At 71.0% G+C, this 19,067-nt stretch carries 19 protein-coding genes; 6 read left to right on the top strand and 13 right to left on the bottom strand.

Annotated features, from left to right (window positions below):
• Positions 1-14 precede the first annotated feature (14 nt).
• The gene (locus ACA361_RS37335; RefSeq protein WP_375019838.1) at positions 15-1,169 is read left to right on the top strand and encodes a DUF5925 domain-containing protein; all 1,155 of its coding nucleotides are present in this window, start codon (positions 15-17) and stop codon (positions 1,167-1,169) included.
• A gap of 26 nt (positions 1,170-1,195) precedes the next feature.
• Here ACA361_RS37335 and ACA361_RS37330 read toward each other — a convergent pair whose 3' ends face one another.
• Together ACA361_RS37330 and ACA361_RS37325 are read right to left on the bottom strand one after the other, a co-directional pair.
• Complete coding sequence (locus tag ACA361_RS37330) at positions 1,196-2,395, bottom strand: trans-sulfuration enzyme family protein (RefSeq protein WP_375019837.1); 1,200 nt, start codon at positions 2,393-2,395, stop codon at positions 1,196-1,198.
• Positions 2,396-2,686: 291 nt separating this feature from the next.
• Positions 2,687-3,502, bottom strand: coding sequence for a DUF2470 domain-containing protein (locus ACA361_RS37325; protein WP_375019836.1), 816 nt, complete (start codon positions 3,500-3,502; stop codon positions 2,687-2,689).
• 75 nt (positions 3,503-3,577) lie between these two features.
• Between ACA361_RS37325 and rpsD the strand changes: the two genes are divergently transcribed.
• Positions 3,578-4,183 (top strand): 30S ribosomal protein S4, encoded by a 606-nt coding sequence (rpsD, locus tag ACA361_RS37320; RefSeq protein ID WP_375019835.1) that lies wholly within the window; start codon positions 3,578-3,580, stop codon positions 4,181-4,183.
• A gap of 109 nt (positions 4,184-4,292) precedes the next feature.
• On the opposite strand, the gene ACA361_RS37315 is transcribed toward rpsD, so the two are convergent.
• The 10 genes from ACA361_RS37315 to ACA361_RS37270 form a co-directional block, all read right to left on the bottom strand.
• On the bottom strand, positions 4,293-4,775 hold the full coding sequence (locus ACA361_RS37315) for a MarR family winged helix-turn-helix transcriptional regulator (RefSeq protein WP_375019834.1): 483 nt from the start codon (positions 4,773-4,775) through the stop codon (positions 4,293-4,295).
• A 122-nt stretch (positions 4,776-4,897) separates the two neighbouring features.
• Positions 4,898-5,902, bottom strand: a complete 1,005-nt coding sequence (locus ACA361_RS37310; RefSeq protein ID WP_375019833.1) for a hypothetical protein — start codon at positions 5,900-5,902, stop codon at positions 4,898-4,900.
• Positions 5,903-5,927: 25 nt separating this feature from the next.
• Positions 5,928-7,226, bottom strand: coding sequence for an MCE family protein (locus ACA361_RS37305; protein WP_375019832.1), 1,299 nt, complete (start codon positions 7,224-7,226; stop codon positions 5,928-5,930).
• A complete protein-coding gene (locus tag ACA361_RS37300; RefSeq protein ID WP_375019831.1) occupies positions 7,223-8,332 on the bottom strand; it encodes an MlaD family protein in 1,110 nt (369 codons plus the stop codon). The genes ACA361_RS37305 and ACA361_RS37300 overlap by 4 nt, the downstream gene beginning before the upstream one ends.
• The gene (locus tag ACA361_RS37295; protein WP_375019830.1) at positions 8,332-9,381 is read right to left on the bottom strand and encodes an MCE family protein; all 1,050 of its coding nucleotides are present in this window, start codon (positions 9,379-9,381) and stop codon (positions 8,332-8,334) included. Before ACA361_RS37295 ends, ACA361_RS37300 begins: the two co-directional genes overlap by 1 nt.
• A complete protein-coding gene (locus ACA361_RS37290) occupies positions 9,381-10,412 on the bottom strand; it encodes an MlaD family protein (RefSeq protein WP_375019829.1) in 1,032 nt (343 codons plus the stop codon). Before ACA361_RS37290 ends, ACA361_RS37295 begins: the two co-directional genes overlap by 1 nt.
• The gene (locus tag ACA361_RS37285; RefSeq protein ID WP_375019828.1) at positions 10,412-11,479 is read right to left on the bottom strand and encodes an MCE family protein; all 1,068 of its coding nucleotides are present in this window, start codon (positions 11,477-11,479) and stop codon (positions 10,412-10,414) included. The genes ACA361_RS37290 and ACA361_RS37285 overlap by 1 nt, the downstream gene beginning before the upstream one ends.
• Complete coding sequence (locus tag ACA361_RS37280) at positions 11,476-12,582, bottom strand: MCE family protein (RefSeq protein WP_375019827.1); 1,107 nt, start codon at positions 12,580-12,582, stop codon at positions 11,476-11,478. Before ACA361_RS37280 ends, ACA361_RS37285 begins: the two co-directional genes overlap by 4 nt.
• The gene (locus ACA361_RS37275) at positions 12,579-13,433 is read right to left on the bottom strand and encodes an ABC transporter permease (RefSeq protein ID WP_375019826.1); all 855 of its coding nucleotides are present in this window, start codon (positions 13,431-13,433) and stop codon (positions 12,579-12,581) included. The genes ACA361_RS37280 and ACA361_RS37275 overlap by 4 nt, the downstream gene beginning before the upstream one ends.
• Complete coding sequence (locus tag ACA361_RS37270; RefSeq protein ID WP_375019825.1) at positions 13,433-14,236, bottom strand: MlaE family ABC transporter permease; 804 nt, start codon at positions 14,234-14,236, stop codon at positions 13,433-13,435. The genes ACA361_RS37275 and ACA361_RS37270 overlap by 1 nt, the downstream gene beginning before the upstream one ends.
• Before the next feature lie 279 nt (positions 14,237-14,515).
• On the opposite strand from ACA361_RS37270, the gene ACA361_RS37265 reads away from it, so the two are divergent.
• The 4 genes from ACA361_RS37265 to ACA361_RS37250 all read left to right on the top strand — a co-directional run bounded on the left by ACA361_RS37265 (position 14,516) and on the right by ACA361_RS37250 (position 17,485).
• Positions 14,516-15,061 (top strand): MarR family winged helix-turn-helix transcriptional regulator, encoded by a 546-nt coding sequence (locus ACA361_RS37265; RefSeq protein ID WP_375019824.1) that lies wholly within the window; start codon positions 14,516-14,518, stop codon positions 15,059-15,061.
• Between the two features lie 135 nt (positions 15,062-15,196).
• On the top strand, positions 15,197-16,126 hold the full coding sequence (locus tag ACA361_RS37260) for a lytic transglycosylase domain-containing protein (RefSeq protein ID WP_375019823.1): 930 nt from the start codon (positions 15,197-15,199) through the stop codon (positions 16,124-16,126).
• A gap of 33 nt (positions 16,127-16,159) precedes the next feature.
• Entirely contained in the window at positions 16,160-16,792 is a 633-nt protein-coding gene (locus ACA361_RS37255) for a TetR/AcrR family transcriptional regulator (RefSeq protein WP_375019822.1), read from the top strand.
• A 45-nt stretch (positions 16,793-16,837) separates the two neighbouring features.
• Positions 16,838-17,485: a TetR/AcrR family transcriptional regulator gene (locus ACA361_RS37250; RefSeq protein WP_375019821.1), complete on the top strand. Its 648-nt coding sequence runs from the start codon at positions 16,838-16,840 to the stop codon at positions 17,483-17,485.
• Positions 17,486-17,504: 19 nt separating this feature from the next.
• Here the strand turns inward: ACA361_RS37250 and ACA361_RS37245 are convergent, their stop codons facing one another.
• Entirely contained in the window at positions 17,505-18,971 is a 1,467-nt protein-coding gene (locus ACA361_RS37245) for a flavin-containing monooxygenase (protein WP_375019820.1), read from the bottom strand.
• Positions 18,972-19,067 lie beyond the last annotated feature (96 nt).

The following is a 19,067-nucleotide window of genomic DNA, read 5'->3' as shown; positions in this document are numbered from 1 at the left end:
TGATCATCGATGCCATGACCGTCTCGCGAGAGAGGCCGCAAGAGATCCTGCATCTCGTCGAGCCGCATGATGAGGGCCCCGGGCCCGACGCCGCCCTGCCGGTGGTGTTCAACCTCAGTGACAACAACTCCCCCGCCGACGTGATGGACGTGCTGTCGCTGCGCCCGTTCGCGTCCGGCGAGCAGCCCTGGTCGCGGTCGGCGCGGCTGGAGCACGTGAAGCCGGACGCGCCGCTGCGCCCCGAGGGGGCGCGGCTGACCCGCGTCGCGCACGAGCGCGGCAAGGAGTCGGTGCTGGCCGAGGGCGACGGCTGGACGCTGCTCACCAACCGGTGGAAGAACGGCGCCGCCTACGTCGCGGTGTCGGCGGTCACCGACGAGCTGGCCGAGAGCGTCCTGGAGTCGTGCGTCAAGGACGCCACCGAGCCGCCCAAGACCGACGACACCCACGTCGAGATGGGCTTCTGGCACATGGGGCCGCACGGCCCGGTCCGTACCGAACGGGCGATCTCGGCCGACTCGTGGACCGACATCCGGCGCAACTACACCGCCCCGGTGGCCGAGGCCCTCGACCGCGTCATGAACCTGGAACGCGACGACATCGCGGGCCGGCTGCTGCTCCTGCACGGCCCGCCCGGCACCGGAAAGACGACCGCCCTGCGCGCGCTGGCGCGCGCGTGGGGCTCCTGGTGCCAGTCCGACTGCGTGCTGGACCCTGAGGCGCTGTTCGGGACGCCCAGCTACCTCATGGAGGTGGCGGTCGGCGAGGACGACGACGAGGAGCGCCGCTGGCGGCTGCTCATCCTGGAGGACTGCGACGAACTGATCCGCGGCGAGGCCAAGCAGTCGACCGGCCAGGGGCTGTCCCGGCTGCTCAACCTCACCGACGGCATGCTGGGGCAGGGCCGGGACGTGCTGGTGGCGATCACCACCAACGAGGACCTGACCCGGCTGCACCCGGCGATCGTCCGGCCGGGCCGCTGCCTGGCGCAGATCGAGGTCGGCCCGCTCACCCGGAGCGAGTCGCTCGGCTGGCTGGACGGCGCGGCCGACGGCGCCGAGATCGGCCCCGACGGCGCCACCCTCGCCGAGCTGGCCGCCCTCCGCAAGGGCGAGAAGGCCCCGTCCGCGCAGGAGGCGCCGTCGTCCGCGACCGGCTTCTACCTCTAGGCGCCCGGTAGGCGCCCGGTGGCCCGCTACCCGGCGGCCTTGGCGAGCGCCTGCTCGACGTCCTCCCACAGGTCGTCGGGGTGCTCCAGGCCGACGGCGATGCGGACGGTGCCCGCGCCGATCCCGGCGGCCTCCAGGGCGCCCGCGTCGAGCTGCCGGTGGGACGTGCTCGCCGGATGCATGACCAGCGTCGACACGTCGCCGAGCGAGGCGGCCAGATGCATCAGCCGGACCGAGTCGGTGAAGATCCGGCCCGCCTCCCGGCCGCCCTCGACGTCGAACGACAGCACCCCGCCGCCGCCCGCGGGCAGCAGCCGCCGCGCGCGCTCGTGCTGCGGGTGGCTCGGCAGGCCGGGGTGGGCGGCGCGGGCGACGGCCGGGTGCGCCTCCAGCCGGCGGGCCAGTTCGAGGGCCGTCGCGCTCTGCCGCTCGATGCGCAGGGGAAGCGTGGCGAAGCCGCGCAGGGCCAGCCAGGCGGCGAACGGGTCGGGCGCGGCGCCCAGCTCGATCGCGTGCTTCCAGACCTTCTCGTGCGTCGCCCCGTCCGCGAACACGGCCATGCCGCCCAGGATGTCGGCGTGCCCGCCGATGTACTTGGTGGCCGAGTGGACGACGATGTCGGCGCCGTGCTCGATGGGCCGGCACAGGGTGGGCGCGAACGTGTTGTCGACGACCGCCGTCACGCCGTTCTCGCGGGCCACGGCGATGAGGCCGGGCAGGTCGGCCACCTGCGTGGTCGGGTTGGCGATCGTCTCCAGGTAGAGCAGCCGGGTCCGGGGGCGCAGCGCCGCCCGTACCTCCTCGGGGTCGTCGCCGGACACGTGGGTGACCTCGACGCCCCAGCGCTCGGCCAGGTCGGCGAGCAGCGCGAACGTACCGCCGTACAGGCAGGACTGGGCGATGACGTGGTCGCCGGACCGCAGCAGGCCCGTCAGCACGGCGTTGATCGCGCCCATCCCGGACGCGGCCGCGATCGCCGCCGCGCCGCCCTCCATGTCGGCGACGGCGTCCTCCAGGGAGCGGACGGTCGGGTTGGCGAAGCGCCCGTAGAAGTACGCCGAGCGCGGTCCCTGGAACGCGGCGGCCATCTCCTCGGCGTCCTCGAAGGCGAAGATGTGGCCCTGGTGGATCGGCACGCCGATCGGGCGGCTGCCGGCGGGGGTGTTCACGTTCGGGTGGACGGCGCGGGTCTGCTGGTGGCGGCGGGAGCCGTCGTCGTGGTTCATGACTCCAGACTGGCCGTCCGGGTGGGAGGTCGGACAGGGCCAATTCTCGCCAGTGGCCCGGGCCGCGCCCCCCTGTCGCGTCCGCGGCGCCGGACCACCGGCCGGTCCGGGCCGTTCCGGTGCCCGGGTCCGCGCCGGTTGGAGCGGCCTTGGGCGCCCCACCCCGCTGGGAGCGCCCGCGGCGGTCGGCGCGGGCCCCGGTCGCGGAACGGCACGCGGCCGGAGCCCCGAGGATGGCGCACCGACCATGCTTCCGACATCCGGGATAACACGGTCAAGCGCCCCGCATTCTCAGTGGGCCGCCCCCGCGAACAGCCGCCGGTACACGCACCGCAGACCGTGGATATCACTGACCGGCTCGCCGAAGACCACGCGCAGGTCGACGGGTTCGGCGTCCGCCCGCTCCGCTCCGGAGCATCGCAGCCACATCCCGTACCTGTCGAGGGCGAGCGGGCGCACGACCGGCTCGCGGCCCTCCCGCGCCGCGGGCACGTGGGACGCGCCGTTCAGCCGGCGCAGCATCACGGCCAGCTCGTCGCGGTGGCACTCGTCGAGGTGGGACAGGATGCCGGACTCGATGGCCACCAGCGGGTCGGGGACACCGGCCGCGTACTCCTCGGGCTCCAGCGTCGCCGTTCCCCACATGTCCTTGACCTCGACCTCGGCGGCCTCCAACGCCAGCACCGTCCAGCGCCGCCGGGCGTTGTCGGCGGCGCCCGCCTCCAGCAGCTCGGGGCGCGGGTGCAGGCGGGAGATCCGCAGCGCGGCGTCGCGGCGCTCGCCCTCGGGGATCTCGGTGATCCAGCCGTGCAGCCACGCCTGGCCGCGCAGCCGGTCGGGCAGCGGCACCGGCGCGACGTCGGAGATCCGCAGCGTGGCGGGCAGGTCGGGCTCGCCCGCCAGCGCCGACACCACGGCCGACTCGGCGGGCAGGAGCAGCAGCGGGCGGCCGTCGGCGTCGGTGGCGTGCGCGGGCACGGGGGCGTAGGGGACGCCCGGTACGGCCAGCACGCCGTCCGCGACGCCGTAGGACAGCGTCCGCGCCCGCTCGCCGGCGGTGGGCCGCTGGGGCGTCGGCGCTTCGCTCGCCTCGCTCGCCTCGCTCATCCGTGGACCTCCTTGACTCGTACAGATAGGTTAGGCTTGCCTAACTAAGGTTCACCTAACCATCGAAGGAGGGCAATGAACAACCCCCGGCCCAAGGTCCGGCTCTCCCGGGCCCTGGGAATCCCGCTGACCCCCAAGAGCGTGAAGTACTTCGAGGCCCGCCCGTACCCGCCCGGGGTGCACGGCCGCGCCCGCAAGACCGAGTCCGACTACAAGATCCGGCTCCGCGAGAAGCAGCGGCTGCGCGCGCAGTACAACATCCGCGAGGCCCAGCTCCGCAACGCCTTCGCCAAGGCGTCCAAGACCGGCGCCAAGACCGGCGAGGCGCTGCTCATCGACCTCGAACGCCGGCTGGACGCGCTCGTCCTGCGCTCCGGCTTCGCCCGCACGATCTACCAGGCGCGGCAGTTCGTCGTGCACCGCCACGTCCTGGTGAACGGCCGCCGCGTGGACCGCCCGTCGTACCGGGTCCGCCCCGGCGACGTGATCACCATCGCCGAGCGCAGCCGCTCCATGGTCCCCTTCCAGGTCGCCGCCGCCGGCGGGCACACCGAGTCCGTCCCGGCCTACCTGGAGGTCCGGCACGACGCCCTGGCCGCCCGCCTCTCCCGCCTCCCCGAGCGCGAGGAGATCCCGGTCATCTGCGACGAGCAGCTCGTAGTAGAGCACTACTCCCGCTGACGGAACCGCCCGACAGGCCGCCTGACACCCCGCCGCCGCGTTGACTCGTGGCGTGTCCCCCTGTCCGCGGCACGCCGGCGGCGAGACACGCCACGAGTCAACGTCCGGCTCAGCCCAGGTCGCCGAGCTCGTTCCTCGCGTGCTCGCGGAGGGCCGCGGTCGCCTCGACGAGGTGGCGGCGCTGGACGTCGGTGAGCGGGGCGGCGAAGTGGCGGTCGAGGGTCTCCGCGTGCACCCGCAGGGCCTCGGCCAGCTTCGCGCGGCCGGCGCCGGTCAGCTCGACCAGCTGGCGCCGCCGGTCGTCGGGGGCGGCGCAGCGGCGGACGTACCCGTCCCGCTCCATCCGGTCGACCAGCCGGGTCATGCCGCCGCTGGTCAGGATCATCTCGCCGGCCAGGAAGCCCATGGTCAGCGGGCCGCCCGCGCCCTCCCGCGCCAGCCGCAGCAGCACCTCGAACACCGGGTGCCGGATGCCGCAGCGGCGCTCCAGCTCGCGCGCCGCGATCCGCTCCAGCAGCGTGGTGGCCCCGAGCAGCAGGCCGAACTCCCGGACGATCCCGTCCGGGACCGGCCCCTCCGGCGTCCCCGTCATCGCTCCCCCTCCACGCGAACGCGCCGCGCCCCGCACGGTCTCCGCCGTACGGGGCGCCGCACCCAGCGCCCGTCGGCGCCGGTCCAAGCCTGCTCGCGAGCGCGCTCGCTGAATGAACGAGCCTAGTCCTTGGGCTTCTCCGTCTTCTCGCCCTTGGGCTCGCCGCTCGGGGACGGGCTGCCGGACGGGACGTTCGGGAGGCCGCCCTGCTGCGCCTGGTTCTGGTCGTTGGCGCCCGAGGCGTACATCTTCGTGACCTTCCACCTGCCATCGATCTTGGCGATGGCGAGCCGGATCAGCGTGGCCGGCGACTCGTGCGCGCCGTCGGCCGTCCTGACGCTGACGTCCACCGAGATCGTCGCCGCGGCGAACCGCTCGTCGACGTCGCCCACGAACACCTGGTCGGTCTTCGAGGTCAGCACCAGCTGCGGGTTGTCCTGGAACGTCTTGCCCAGGTTGGGCAGCGTGTTGGCCTTGAAGCTCTCCAGGAGGTCGCCGCCCATCAGGCCCTCGGCCTTCTTCATCTGGGCCTGGTAGTTGGAGGCGTTGTAGTTGAGCGCCACGTTCCCGTACTCGCGGGCGATCTTGGAGACCGCGGCGCGCTCCTCCTCCTCGCCCGCCAGGCCGGCGGCCGTCCGCCACTGCCAGATCGCCAGGCTTCCCAGCAGCGCCACCAGGACGACCACCACGATCGCCTGCGTGCGGCCCATCCCGAACAGGCCGCCGCCCGCCGCCTCGTCGATCGAGACGGGGGCCGGCTTCGCCGCCGGCTTGGGGGCGGCCTTGATGTCCGGCCGGGTGGCGGTCGCCGGCTTGGGCGCCGCCTTGACGTCCGACCTCGTCGCGGTCGCGGACCCGGCCTTGACCGCGGCCTTGGAACGCTCCTTCGCCGCCGGGGCGGGCTCGTCCTCCTCCGCCTCGTCGTCCTCGGCGTCGATCGCGTCGAGGACCTCGTCGAGATCCTCGTCATCGAGCACCTCGATGACCCTGACCCGCCGGCGCCGCCGGGCCGGCCTCGCCGCGCCCTCGGCGGGCGCCCCGGCCGGCTCGGCCGAGGCGTCCTCCGTCTCGACGGCGTCGACTTCCGCGGCGTCCTCGTGGACGTCCTTGGGGGTCTTGCCTGTCACTTCAGGTACTCCTCGGGGGTCGGGGTCAGTCCTTGCGCCGCCGGAACCGCAGCCTCGCCACCGCCGGGACCGAGCGCGTCATCACGCGGACCAGTACCAGCAGCGCCAGGACCGGGGGAACGTACACTAGCCACGCCGGCGGCCCGCCGGAAGAGTCGTCCGCCGAGCGGTTCGCGGCGTTGACGGCCCGCTGGTCGCCCTGGATCGACGGGTCATGGGTGGGGATCGTCTCTCCGGGGTTCTTGGCCTTGTACGGCTTCTGCTTGGCCGTTCCGGGGTTGCGGCCGTCCGGGCAGGACGGGATCTTGTTCGCCGTCGGCTGCGCCAGCGGGTACTTGTACTCGACCGTCGCCAGCGTGTTGAACGTCAGCAGGAAGACCACGTTCAGCACCGGCTGGCCCCGGTCCCTGCCGATCACGTTGTCCAGCACGACCTTCAGGTCGGGCGCCCGCGCGAGGGTCTTGCGCAGGTCGGCCAGGATGTCGGGGTTGTAGCCCTTGATCCCCCAGTTGCCGAGGGTCCCCACCGTACATTCGAAGTCCGGGCCCGTCTTCTCCAGCAGGCCGTTCACCTCGGCGAGCAGCCCGGGCCCCTGGTCGCGCAGCTGCCGCAGCTCGCCGCGGACCTGGGACAGCGCGTCGGTGAGCGCGGCCAGGTTGTCGACGCCGGCGCCGAGGTGGTCGCGGTTCCGGTTGAGCACGCCGGTGATGCGGCCGAGGTCCTTGGTGAGGCCGTCCAGCAGCTCGGTGTTCTCGGCGAACGTGGTGGTGAGCTGGTCGCCGCCGTTGATGATCTTGCGGAGCGACTCGTCCCGGCCGGCCCAGCCCTCGGCCAGCTCGTGGGTGAGCACCTGCGCGTCCTTCGGGTCGATCGCCTTCAGCGAGTCGATGACCGCGCCGAACAGGTCGCCGTACTTGGGCGGCACCGACGTCTTCGACACCGGGATGACCGCGCCCGCCTTCATCGTGGGACCGTCCAGGCGGGCGCCGGGCGGCGGGGTCAGCTCCACCACCGGCTCGCCGACCGCGGACTTGCGCGCCGCCGCCGCCGAGACGCCCTGCGGGACCTTGACGCCCTGCTCGATGTCCAGCTTGACCAGGACCTTGTCCCGCACCAGCCGGACCGAGTCGATCTTGCCGATCCGCAGCCCCAGGTAGTCGACCTCGAAGCCCGGGTGCAGGCCCGGCGAGGACTGGAACTCCACGGTGATGTGGTACGGGCGGTCGATGAAGTCGAACCGGATGATGCTGGTGAGCGCCCACACCGCCATGACGACGCCGAGGACGGCGAACGTCACGAGGTTGATGAAAACGCGCCTGGTCATCGCGGCTCCAGGAGGTCGTTGAGGTCCGGTAGCGCGCCCTCAAGCCCCTCGGGCAGCCTGGGCGCCTGCTGCCGCTGCTCCTTCTTCTTCGTCCCGGCGTTGGACGCCCCCTGCCCGCCCTGCGTGATGCTGTCGGGGATCAGCGGCGTGCCGTCCGGCCAGACGACCTTCACCAGCGGGTACAGCAGCAGCTGCCCGTCGTACGTGGCCTTCGGCAGCTTGGTGGAGAACTGCACCAGCCCGTTCACCAGGCTGGTCAGCCGGGCCCGGTTGTTGCCCAGCTCGGCCAGCACCGGGTCCAGGTCGTTCAGCAGCTTGCGCAGCCGCAGCACCCGGCCCTCCAGCACCTTGTCGTTGAGCTCGCGCGCCATCCGGGTGAGCTTCTGGACGGTCTTGAGGATCTTGTGCTTGTTGTCGTTCAGCAGCGCGGTGGTCCGCTGGATCTCGCCCGGCGCCTTCGCGAGCTGGTCGTCGCCCTTGGCCAGCGACCGGCCCAGCTTCGCGAACTGGTCCACCGAGCCGACCAGCTCGGCCCGCTGCGCGGAGAACACCTTCAGCAGCTCGCTGGACTTGCCGATCGTGACGTTGATCCGCTCGCCGTTGCCGTCCAGCGCGGCCGCGCCGGTGTTGACGATGGTGGCGACGTCGTTGCCCGCCAGCGCCTGGAGCAGCGGCCCGGCCTGCCCGACCACCTGCTCGAACGCCGGCTGCACGCTGGTGTTGGTGATCGACGCCCCGGTCGCCAGGAACGGGCCGCGGTCCATGCTGCCGCCCGGCGGCAGCATCAGGTCCACGTAGTTCTCGCCCAGCAGCGAGGTCACCTTGATCTCCGCGACGACGCCCTGCGGGATCCGGTGCCCGTCGACGATCGACAGCGTCGCGGTGGACTTGTACGTCCGCGGGTCCAGCTCGACCTTCGTGACCGTGCCGATCTTGACGTCGGACATCTGCACGCTGTGCCCGACCACCAGGCCCTGCACGTCGTCGAAGGTGGCCTTCAGGGTGAGGCTGCCCTGCGGCGCGCCCGCGGTGCGGATGGAGCAGCCGGTGAGCGCGGCCAGCAGCGCCGCGACCAGTGCCACGACCGTCATCCTGCCCATCGCCATCAGTTCCCCCCTCCGTTCATCCAGGGACAGTTGGAGTTGGGCGCCGGCAGCGGGCAGTCCACCTCGTCGGTGCCGAGGAGGCCCTTCATCCAGGTCCGCAGGAACGCGTCCGTCGCGAACCGGATCTGCAGCGACTTGTTCTCGGGGTTGTACGCGCCGATGAGCGCGTCGCCGATGCCCGGCAGCGCGTCCAGCAGCTGGGCCAGCGACTTGGAGTTCCCCTTGAGGATCAGCGCGACCCGGGTCAGCACCGCGAGGTCGTGCGGCAGCTGCCCCTTGTACTTCTCCAGCAGCTTGCCGCCGTTCTTCGACAGCTGGAGGATCCCGCGGACGAGGTCCTGGAGGTCGCCGCGCTCGGCGCTCAGCACCCGGGTGGCCTCGCCGAAGTTGCGGATCATCTGGCCGAGGACCTGCTCGCGGCCGCGGACGACGCCCGCCAGGCGCTGCAGGTTCCGCGCGACCTCCAGCAGCTCCTTGTCCTGGCCGGCGACGTTCTCCACCAGCCGGGCGCTCTGCTCCAGCGTGGCGTTGAACTCGCGGCCGTTGCCGTTCACGGTGTCGGCGGTGCTGCCGAGCGCCTGCCGCATCTTGGTCGGGTCGAGCGCCCCCGCCAGGTTGGTGAACGAGCTGAGCGCGTCGTCCACCTCGACCGGCACGTGGGTGCGCGCGATCGGGATGTGCCGCCCGGTCTCCTTGGGCTGGCCCGGCTTCCACGCCGGGTGCAGCACCAGGTTCCGCTCGCCGACCAGGTTCAGCGGCACGATCGACGCCTGCACGCCCTTCGGCAGCGGGACGTCGTCGTCCACGTGGAACGTGACGCGGATGTGGTCGCCGCGCTTCTCGACCTTGTCGACCAGCCCCACGTCCGCGCCCATCACCTTGACCTTGGACTCGGGGTAGAACGAGCGGGCCTTGGCGAACTCCACGGTCATCGTGCGCTTGCCGCCCGCGTCCACGGACAGCGCCGAGCAGCCGCCCGCGCCGGCCGTCACCGCGAGGCAGAGGCCGGCCAGGGCCGCGGTACGGGCCCGTACCTTGATCGGCATCATCAGTTGCCTCCCTGCCCCGCCGGCGGCCGGCGGGTGGAGATCGGGCCGGGCGGCTGGAGCGGGCCGAGCCCGGTCAGCAGCCCCTCGATGTAGGGGCCGTTGCCCTTGAGGTTGGCCACCTGCATGAACGTCGGCCCGAGCAGCGAGAAGTCGGTGTTGATGGCGTCCAGGTTGGGGGCCAGCCGGGTGGTGAGCAGGTGCAGGTTGTCCATCAGGGTGTCGATCTCCTTCTGGTTCCTGGAGATCACGTTGGACAGCGTCCGCACCGTGCGGCTGCCCTGCCCGATGGTCGCGGCCAGCTCGTTGCGGCGCTGCACCAGGGTGTTGAGCAGCACCTGGCTGGACTCGATGATCTGCTTGAGCTCCGCGTCCTTGGCGGCCAGCGTGCCGGTGATCGTCTTGCTGTTGGCGATCAGCTTCTCGATCTCGGGGGCGGAGTCGTTCAGCGTCCGCGACAGCTGCCGCAGGTTGACCAGGATCCGCTTCAGCTTGGCCGCGCCGGGCGACTCCAGCTTGTTGATCTGGGTCAGCAGCGTGTCGATGGACTTCTGGTCGAGCTTGCCGACGATGTTCTGCGCGCTGTCGAGCGCCTCGGGGACGGTGAACGGCACCGAGGTGTTCTTCAGCTGGATCCGGCGTTTGGACTCGTCGACGTCGGCCATGTACGGCCGGGCGACCGGCCCGGAAAGCCGCAGGTAGCGGCCGCCCATGAGGGTGGTGGTCTGGATCTCGGCCCGGGTCGCCGGGCCGAGGTCGATGCCGGCGTTGACGTGCCACTTCACGAGGATGGTGCCGGTCCTGAAGTCCGGCTCCACCGAGGTGACCCGGCCCGCCTTGACGCCGGCGACCCGGACGTCCTGGCCCTTCTTCAGCCCGGCGGTGTCGGAGAAGACCCCGCTCATCGTGTAGCCCCGGTCGAGCAGGTGCAGCTGCCCGATGGCGAACGCGAACGCGCAGCCCGCGCCGAGCGCGGCCAGCGTCACGATCGCGACGATCCGGTGGTTGACGTCGCGCAGCGACTTCAGCGCCATCACTGACCACCCCGCAGCATCGCCTGGAGCTTCTGCAGCTCGGCCTTGGACGGCTGCCGCGGCTGGTCGCTCGGCGACCTGGGCAGCTCCATCGGGAACGGGCACGGCCCCTGGACGATGTTGAGGCAGAGGGCGTTGGTGCGCAGGAAGTGACCGCCGTTGGCCGAGGCGAACAGGCTGCGCAGGGTCAGCGGCAGCTGCTGCACCATCTTCTCCAGCTGGTTCACGTTCAGCCGGAACGTCTCGCTGAACTTGCCGAGGTTGTCGATGATCCGGGCGAGCTGGGCGTCGTTGCCGCCGAGGACCTGGTTGAGGGTGGTGGTCACCCCGGCGACCTCGACGACCGCGTTCTCCAGCAGCCGGTGGTTGCCGGCGAACACCCGCGTCAGTTCCTTGAGGTTGTCGACGCTGGCGGCGATCTGCCGGTCGCGGGTCGCGACCGCGTCGCTGACGGTGGAGTAGTCGTCGACCATCTGCTCGATCGTCTTGCGGCGGGTGTTGAACGTCGCCAGCAGCACGTCGAAGTTGTTCACGAGCAGGTCGATGTTCTTCTCGTTGCCGTCCAGCGCCTGGGTGAACGCGAACAGGATCTTGTTGATCTGGTTCGGGTCCAGGTTGCGGGTCAGCGGGCCGAGGCTGTTGACGATCGCGCCGAGGTCGACCACCGACCGGGTGTGCGGCACCCGGTCGCCGTCGCCGAGCCGCCCGGCGGCGCGCCCGGGTTCGAGGTAGATGACCCGCTGGCCCATCACGTTGCGCCAGCGGACCGCGGCGGTCGAGTCGTCGGGGACCCGCACGCCCTTGTCCACCTCCATCCCGACCACGGCCTTGCCCCGCCGGACCTCGATGCTCTTGACCTGGCCGACCGGGGCGCCCGCCACCTTGACGACGTCGCCTTCCAGCAGGCCGGTGACGTCGTCGAACGTCGCGGTGAGCTTGTAGCGGTCCTTGAAGCTGGTGGCGAGGATCTGCTGCCCGATGAAGAACGTCAGCAGCCCGGTCACCACCACGAAGACCGCGAACTTGAGGACCACGGTCGTCTCGGGACCGCGCGCGTTGCGGCTCACGGCTTCACCCCCGTGCCCTGACCGGTGCCGTTGGGCCGGTTCGTGGACCTGGTCGCGGCTCTGCCGCCGTCACCGCCGGCGTCCGCCTCCGGAACCGCGCAGACGTCGATGATCGTCTTGCAGATGTCGAGCGGCAGCTCGGCCTTGGCCTGGGCGATGAGCGTGTTCTCCGGGCCGGGGATCCGGATGATCTGGGCCAGCAGGCCGAAGAACCCGTTCAGGCTGTCCATCAGGACCGGCAGGTTGCGGCGCTGCTGGGCGGTGACGGCGACGGTGTCGCCGGCGCCGTCGATGATCTTGCCGAGGTTGCCGCCCTGGCGGGCCATCGTGCCGCCGACGGTGTCGGCCAGCGCGCTGCCCTGGTCGAGCAGCTGGGAGATCTTGTCGGGCTTCTCGTAGACGACGGGGGCGACGCTGTTGAAGTCGCCGATCGTCGCGTTGATGGTGTCGCCGCGCGAGCCGAGCGTCCCGGACAGCCCGTTGATGTCGCTGATCAGGCTCTGGATCACCGCCCGGTTGGCGTGCGTCGCGTCGATGACCTTGGTGCCGTTGACGATGGTCCGGCGCAGCGCCGGCCCCTGCCCGGACAGGCCCGAGGAGAACGCCTGCAGGATCGTGGTCACCTCGTCGGGGTTGATCGCCTTGGTGAGCCGGTACGCCGGCCAGGCCGTCTCCGACAGGTCCTTCGGATCCTGCGTCCGGCCGATGCGGGCGCCGTCCGCCAGGAACGGTCCCGTCAGCTCGCCCTTGCCGAGGTCCAGCAGGATGTCCTTGGGCCCGAAGACCGACACCGGCTCGACCCGGGCGACGGTCGACTCCGGCACCCGGATGCCCTCGTCGACCCGGATCCGGACGGCGACGCGCCCGTCGCGTTCCAGGTTGAGCCCGTCCACGGTGCCGACCGTGATCCCGCGGATCTTCACGTCGGACTTGCCGGGGTCCAGGCCCTGCCCGGCCCGGCCGAACGAGGCGTTGAAGTAGGTGGAGCCGCTGTGGTCGGGGGTCGAGCCGACCGCGACGAACGTCGCGGCGGCACCGATGACGCCCAGTCCCACCAGGCCGAAGATGGTCCGCGACCGCTTGGAGAGAGGCTCGTCGCTCATCCGGTCAACCTCACTGTGCTGCCGTGACCCCAGAAGATGTACGACAGGACCAGGTTCATCAGGATCATCAGGATGGTGGACTCGCGGATCGCGCGGCCCGCCGCGACGCCCACGCCCACCGGCCCGCCGGCGGCGTAGTAGCCGCGGTAGCAGTGGATGAACATCACGATGAAGGCGAACACCGCGACCTTGATGACGCTGTAGAACACGTCGATCGGGGGGAGATAGAGGTGGAAGTAGTAGTCGTAGATGCCGGGCGAGAGCCCGAAGTACTCGATGGTGATGAACCGGGTGGCGAAGAACGCCATGAACAGCGAGACCAGGTAGAGCGGCACCAGGGCGATGACCCCGGCCGCCACCCGGGTGCAGACCAGGTAGGCGAGCGAGTTGATGCCCATGACCTCCAGGGCGTCGATCTCCTCGGAGATCCGCATCGCGCCGATCTCGGCGGTGAAGCCGGTGCCCACCTGGGCGACCAGCGCGACCCCGGCGATGATCGGGGTGACCTCGCGGACGTTGGAGTAGCTGGCGACCAGGCCGGTGAACGCCTCGGCGCCGATCCGCTCCAGGCCGGGGTAGCCCTGGAGGCCGACCATGGCGCCGGTGGCCAGCGACATGGTGGCGATGACGAAGATCATGCCGCCGCCGATCACCAGCGCGCCCACGCCGACCGTGATGTCGCTGACCTGCTTGGCGAGCGTGCGGCCGTACTTGCGCTTCAAGATGATGTCGAACAGCAGGTGGTACAGGACCCGGCCGAGGAAGATCGGCAGGTTGAGCGAGGCGACCAGGCCGGCGGTGCGGCCCTGCACCGCCCGGCCGAGTCTGCGTACGGGGGAGATCGCGACCATCAGAACCTCGGGGGGAAGAGGACCTGGTAGATCATGGTGAGCACGTAGTTGGTCGCGAACACCACGATCGAGGTGACCACCACCGCGCGGTTGACCGCGCGGCCGACCCCGACGGGGCCGTAGTCGCAGTTCATGCCCATGTAGCAGGCCACCGCGGCGGCGATGAACCCGAACGTCCAGGCCTTGAACAGGGTGATCAGCAGATCCGAGAACTGCAGCAGGGTGGTGGCGCCGTCGAAGAAGGCGCCGGGGCTGACCCCCTGCTGGATGACGTTGAAGTAGTAGCCGCCGAGCACGCCGGCCAGGATCACGACCGAGCACAGCAGCATCGAGACGGTGCTCGCCGCCCACAGCCTCGGGGTCACCAGGCGGTGGATCGGGTTGATGCCCATGACCTCCATGGCGGAGAGCTCGTCGCGGATGTTGCGGGCTCCCATGTCGGAGGTGATGGCGGAGCCGCCGACACCGGAGACCAGCAGCGCGGCGGCCAGCGGCGCGACCTGCTGGATCATGGCGGCGACCAGCAGCGCGCCGGTGCCGGACTGCGCGCCGAGCTGGCGTGCGATGTCGCCGACCTGGAGCGAGATGGTGGCGCCCAGGGGGACGGCGATGAGCATCACCGGCACGCTGGTCACGCGGGCGAGGAACCAGCACTGCTCGATGAACTCGCCCCACCACTGGCGCAGGTCCCAGGTGCGTCGGATCCCTTCGAGGAACGTCACGCACAGCAGCCCGGTCTCGTCGAGCGTCCGCTCGATCCGCCGGCGGGCCAGGTCGGGGGCCTTGGACACGCTCAGGGCCATCAGCCGGAGCCCTCCCCGTCGGGGTCGGGGGCAAGGGTCATTCCAGCCTCCTTACGTACTCGGACGTCGGCGCTCATCCGAAATTCCGGTCACTCCCGTCACGCGGGAGGCACGCGGGGGCGGTGCCTCAGCGATCGGCGGGTGAGACCGGCGTCACACACGGTCCCGGAAGGGTGGCACGAACGCACCGGTCCCGTCTGTGATCTGGAGCACTCTATTGGAGAAAGGTCTAAGAAGCGAGTACTTACATCACTATTCGTCAGAAGTTACGATCCAGGAGTGTCAACTTCCACCGACGAGTGCGCAGAAGCGCTCGTGGACGGCCTTGAGCGCGGCGTCCGCGACCGCTGGGAGAGCAACGCCCTGTCCGGCAGCCCCTGGCCGTTCCTGTCCATCACCGCGCTCGGCCGCGTCTACCAGTTCCTGAACAAGGCCCTGGAGGACGAGCTCAAGCGGTTCGGGCTGAGCAAGCCCGGCTACTACGTGCTCACCACGCTGGCGCTGACGACGCAGGGCCGGGCCCGGCTGAGCACGCTGAGCCGGCTGGTGCTGATGCACGCGACCTCGGTGAAGCTGACCGTCGACCAACTGGAGTCGGCCGGCCTGGTCGAGCGCGGGCCGCACCCGCACGACCGCCGCGTGACGCTGGTCTTCATCACGGACGCGGGCCGCGCCCGCGTCGACGAGGTGCACGAGGCGCTCGACGCGCCCGAGGGCGAGCTGGCCGCGTTCGGCGGCCTCCACAAGGACATCTTCCACGCGATGCAGCCCGCCCGCGCGGCCGCCGGCGACATGGCGTTCTCGCCCAACGACCGGATGCTCTGACGCCGGTTCCGGCGCCGGTCCCGGCCGGGAGCCTTCCGCGCGTTCCGCCCGTTCCGGCGTGAACCACCGGTGACATCGCCTGCGTACAGCGTGATGGACGGCGACAGTTCGCGGGCGATAGGGCACTCTACTTCCATGCCACAGGGTCACGGCACGCGCAGAAGGACACCCTCTTCCCAGAAGCGGGCGCGGTCCCGGCAGGGGCGGCGGCGGCGGGACGGCACCCGCCCCGCGCCGCCTCCTCCCGATCCGCGCCCGTACTCCCCGTACGACGAGCTCGGGGCGTACAGGGAACGCGAGGAACGTGAGGAACGCGAGGAACGCGAGGAACGCGAGGAATACGAGGATTACGGACCGTACGACGCGGATCTCCGCGCGGCCGGGCCGCCGCCGTTCCACGTCGAGGAGCCGCGGCCGAGGCGGCTGCGCCGGGCGCTCACCAGCAACGTCACCATCACCGCCGTCGCCATCGCCGCGGTCATGGCGGCCGTGGTGATGGTCGACCTGGAGAGGCTCAGCGGCGAGGAGAGCAAGCCGCCGCCGGGGTCGGCGGGCCTGTCGGCGAACGACATGCTGGCGATGCTGGACACGCCCGACATGGACCCGGTCGCCGCGGCCGGGATCGCCGCCGCCAAGAAGCGGGCGTACGAGGAGCACCAGCGCGACCTCAAGGCGCTCAAGGAGAAGGCGGAGCGGGACGCGAGGGCGCGCGCGAAGCTGAAGGCGCAGCAGGAGCGGGAGCGGCTCGCCAAGTCCAACCCGAGCGCCGGGCAGAACAAGGCGTACGGCAGGAAGATGAACGAGCTGAAGGGATGGGGCCGCTGCTGGCCGTCCCTGGAGACGCTCTGGGACCACGAGAGCGACTGGAACGAGCGCGCCGAGAACCCCTCCAGCGGGGCGTACGGCATCCCGCAGGCGCTGCCGGCGTCCAAGCTGGCGAGCGCGGGCTCGGACTGGCGCACCAGCTCCCCCACCCAGATCGCGTGGGGCCTGAGCTACATCAAGGCGCGCTACAAGGACCCGTGCCGGGCGTGGGCGTTCTGGCAGTCGCACAACTGGTACTGATCGCCGTGGCTCGCCGGGCTCTAGCATGTGGACGTGCGCACGAGCAGAGAACGGCCGGCCGGTGGCGGGGTGGGCGAGTCGGGCGGCAGCCGGCAGTGGGCCCGCGCGGACGCCACCCGGCGGGCGCTGCTGGACGCGGCCCAGAAGGTCTTCGACGACCGCGGGTACGCCGACGCCGGCATCGCCGAGATCGTCGAGACCTCCGGGATCAGCGTCGGCAGCCTCTACCACCACTACGGCGGCAAGGCCGGCCTCTACCTGGCGCTGTGGGAGGAGCTGAGCGACGAGCAGGACGCCCAGGCCGCGAGTGCCGTGTCCGCCGCCCGCAAGGCCGGGGAGGACGATCCGATCGCGCTGTTCATCGAGGGCGCGCGGGCGTACCTGGAGGTGTGCTGGGAGCGCCGGTCGGCGGCGCGGCTGTTCCACGGCGGCGAGGGGCCGCCGGGGTTCTCGCTGATGCGCCGGACGCGGGCCCGCCAGTGGATCGGGCAGAACAACCGGCTGCTGCGCGGCGCCGACGGCGACCGCGAGACGCAGGTGCTCAGCATGGTGCTGACCACGGTCATCGGCGAGGCGGGACGGGAGGTCGCGCTCGCACCCGACGCAGCCGCGGCCCATGAGATCATTGAAGAGGTGTGCCGCATCCTGATCCGGCTCGCCCGCTGATCGGCCCCCCGCTCCCCGCCCCGTCGACCAGAGAGCAGACGTGCCATGCCAACGTCCACCTGGTTCCGGCTCAACGTCGCCAAGCGCGAGCGCGTCCTCGAAGTGGCGATGCGCGAGTTCGGCGAGCACGGCTACTCCACCGGCAGCCTGAACACCATCGCCCGTGAGGCCGGCATCGCCAAGGGCTCGCTGTTCCAGTACTTCACCGACAAGCTGGAGTTCTTCGCGTTCGTCTGCGACGAGGCGTCCCGCCGCATCCGCGAGGAGATGGAACGGCGGATCGCCCGCATGGACTTCGAGCAGTCCTTCGAGGGCTGGCTGTTCGACGTGTTCTGCGAGTGGACCGAGTACATGGCCGAGTACCCGCTGGAGCGGGCGGTGACGGCGGCGACGAACTTCGAGCTGGACAACAACGTCCGGTCGGTGGTGCGCGACACCGCCAACCAGCACTACCTGTCGGTGATCCATCCGTCGCTGCGGCTGTGGCAGGAGCGCGGCGACATCCGGCCGGACGCCGACCTGGACGTGCTCGCCACGCTCCTGCTGGTCACGCTGCCGTTCCTGGCGCTGGCGCCGTACTACGACGGGCTGGACCCGGTGCTGGGGCTGCGCGGCCGCACGCCGGCGGAGCAGCGGCCGGTGATCCGGCAGCTGATCGCCGGCTTCCGGCCGATGTTCGCCCCCGCCGGCTGACGGCGGCCGCGCGGCGGGGTCAGGAGAAGACGTACTCCCTGGCCCGGGCCTTGCGGGCGCCGGCCCAGAACTCGAACGTGTGCCCCGGCCACAGGGTGCGGTTGACGCCGTCGGCGTCGAGGTACCAGCTGTCGCAGCCGCCCTCGTTCCACACCGCCCGGCGCAGCCGCCGCTGCAGGCGGTCGTTGTACGCGCGCATCGCCTCGGGCCGCGGCTCGACGGTCTGCGCGCCGCGCTCCTGCATCTGCCGCAGCAGGCTCAGCACGTGCTGGATCTGGACCTCGATCATGAAGACGACCGAGTTGTGGCCGAGCCCGGTGTTGGGGCCCAGCATCATGAAGAAGTTGGGGAAGCCGGGGATCGTGGTGCCGTGGTGGGCCTCGATGCCGTCCGCCCACGCCTCCTGGATCTTGACGCCGTCGCGGCCGATGACGCGCCACTCGGACATGGCGTCCACGACCTTGAAGCCGGTGCCGTAGACGATCGCGTCGACCTCGTACTCCCGGCCGTCCCCGGTGACGATCGAGTTCTCCCGCACCTCGGCGATCGCGCTGGTCTCGACCTCGACGTTCGGGCGGGTGAGCGCCGGATAGTAGTCGTTGGACAGCAGCACGCGCTTGCAGCCGATGGTGTAGTCGGGCGTGACCTTGGCGCGCAGCTCGGGGTCGTCCGGGATCTGCCGCTTGATGTGCCAGCGGGCGAGCTTCTCCTGCGGTCCGGACAGGCGCGGGTCGATGGTGAAGCCGACGGCACGGGCCTCCAGCGTCCAGTAGATGCCGTTGCGGAAGGCGCGGGCCGTCCCGGGCAGCTTCTCGAACGCCTTGCGCATCGGCGCGGGGAACGCGCGGTCGGGCTTCGGCTGGATCCACGGCGCGGTGCGCTGGAACAGGACCAGTTCACCGGCCTGCTTCGCCAGCTGCGGGACGAACTGGATCGCGGACGCGCCGGTGCCGATGACGGCGACGCGCTTGCCGGTGAAATCGTAGGAGTGGTCCCACTCGGCCGAGTGGAACGCGGTGCCCTGGAACCGCTCGATGCCCGGCAGGTCCGGGAAGGAGGGGATGTGGAGCGCGCCGACGCCGGACACCACGGCCCGCGCGGCGATGACGTCGCCGCCGGCCAGCGTCACGGTCCAGCCGCGCGCGTCCTCGTCGTACTCCATCGCGTCGACGGCGGCGCCGAACCGGATGTGCTTGCGGACGTCGTACTTGTCCGCGGTGCGTTCCATGTACGCGCGGATCTCCGGCTGCGGGGCGAACATCCGCGACCAGCCGGGGTTCAGCTCGAACGAGAAGGAGTACATGTGCGAGGGCACGTCGCAGGCGCACCCGGGATAGGTGTTGTCGTGCCAGGTGCCGCCGAGCGCCTCGCTCTTCTCCACGATCACGAAGTCGTCGAAACCGTTCTGCTTCAGGCGGATCCCCATGCCCAGCCCGGCGAAGCCGGACCCGACGATGACGATCCCGGTGGTGGAGCGCTCGCTCATGCCGTCCCTTCCCGGTTACCCTTACTCCTACCTACTCGGAGTAAGTTACTACGAGTAGGTTACTGACGCGATGTCCAATGAGCTAGATCGACGGAG

The sequence above is a fragment of the Actinomadura sp. 21ATH genome (assembly GCF_041951345.1).
Lineage (GTDB): Bacteria > Actinomycetota > Actinomycetes > Streptosporangiales > Streptosporangiaceae > Spirillospora.
This window is presented reverse-complemented; position numbering and strand designations above follow the sequence as displayed.

Bases quoted from the DNA above. Each gene is read 5' to 3' on its own strand.
- ACA361_RS37335 (WP_375019838.1), top strand. From the start codon at position 15: ATGACCGTCTCGCGAGAGAGGCCGCAAGAGATCCTGCATCTCGTCGAG.
- ACA361_RS37330 (WP_375019837.1), bottom strand. From the start codon at position 2,395: ATGAACCACGACGACGGCTCCCGCCGCCACCAGCAGACCCGCGCCGTC.
- ACA361_RS37325 (WP_375019836.1), bottom strand. From the start codon at position 3,502: ATGAGCGAGGCGAGCGAGGCGAGCGAAGCGCCGACGCCCCAGCGGCCC.
- rpsD (WP_375019835.1), top strand. From the start codon at position 3,578: ATGAACAACCCCCGGCCCAAGGTCCGGCTCTCCCGGGCCCTGGGAATC.
- ACA361_RS37315 (WP_375019834.1), bottom strand. From the start codon at position 4,775: ATGACGGGGACGCCGGAGGGGCCGGTCCCGGACGGGATCGTCCGGGAG.
- ACA361_RS37305 (WP_375019832.1), bottom strand. From the start codon at position 7,226: ATGACCAGGCGCGTTTTCATCAACCTCGTGACGTTCGCCGTCCTCGGC.
- ACA361_RS37300 (WP_375019831.1), bottom strand. From the start codon at position 8,332: ATGGCGATGGGCAGGATGACGGTCGTGGCACTGGTCGCGGCGCTGCTG.
- ACA361_RS37295 (WP_375019830.1), bottom strand. From the start codon at position 9,381: ATGATGCCGATCAAGGTACGGGCCCGTACCGCGGCCCTGGCCGGCCTC.
- ACA361_RS37290 (WP_375019829.1), bottom strand. From the start codon at position 10,412: ATGGCGCTGAAGTCGCTGCGCGACGTCAACCACCGGATCGTCGCGATC.
- ACA361_RS37280 (WP_375019827.1), bottom strand. From the start codon at position 12,582: ATGAGCGACGAGCCTCTCTCCAAGCGGTCGCGGACCATCTTCGGCCTG.
- ACA361_RS37275 (WP_375019826.1), bottom strand. From the start codon at position 13,433: ATGGTCGCGATCTCCCCCGTACGCAGACTCGGCCGGGCGGTGCAGGGC.
- ACA361_RS37270 (WP_375019825.1), bottom strand. From the start codon at position 14,236: ATGGCCCTGAGCGTGTCCAAGGCCCCCGACCTGGCCCGCCGGCGGATC.
- ACA361_RS37260 (WP_375019823.1), top strand. From the start codon at position 15,197: ATGCCACAGGGTCACGGCACGCGCAGAAGGACACCCTCTTCCCAGAAG.
- ACA361_RS37250 (WP_375019821.1), top strand. From the start codon at position 16,838: ATGCCAACGTCCACCTGGTTCCGGCTCAACGTCGCCAAGCGCGAGCGC.
- ACA361_RS37245 (WP_375019820.1), bottom strand. From the start codon at position 18,971: ATGAGCGAGCGCTCCACCACCGGGATCGTCATCGTCGGGTCCGGCTTC.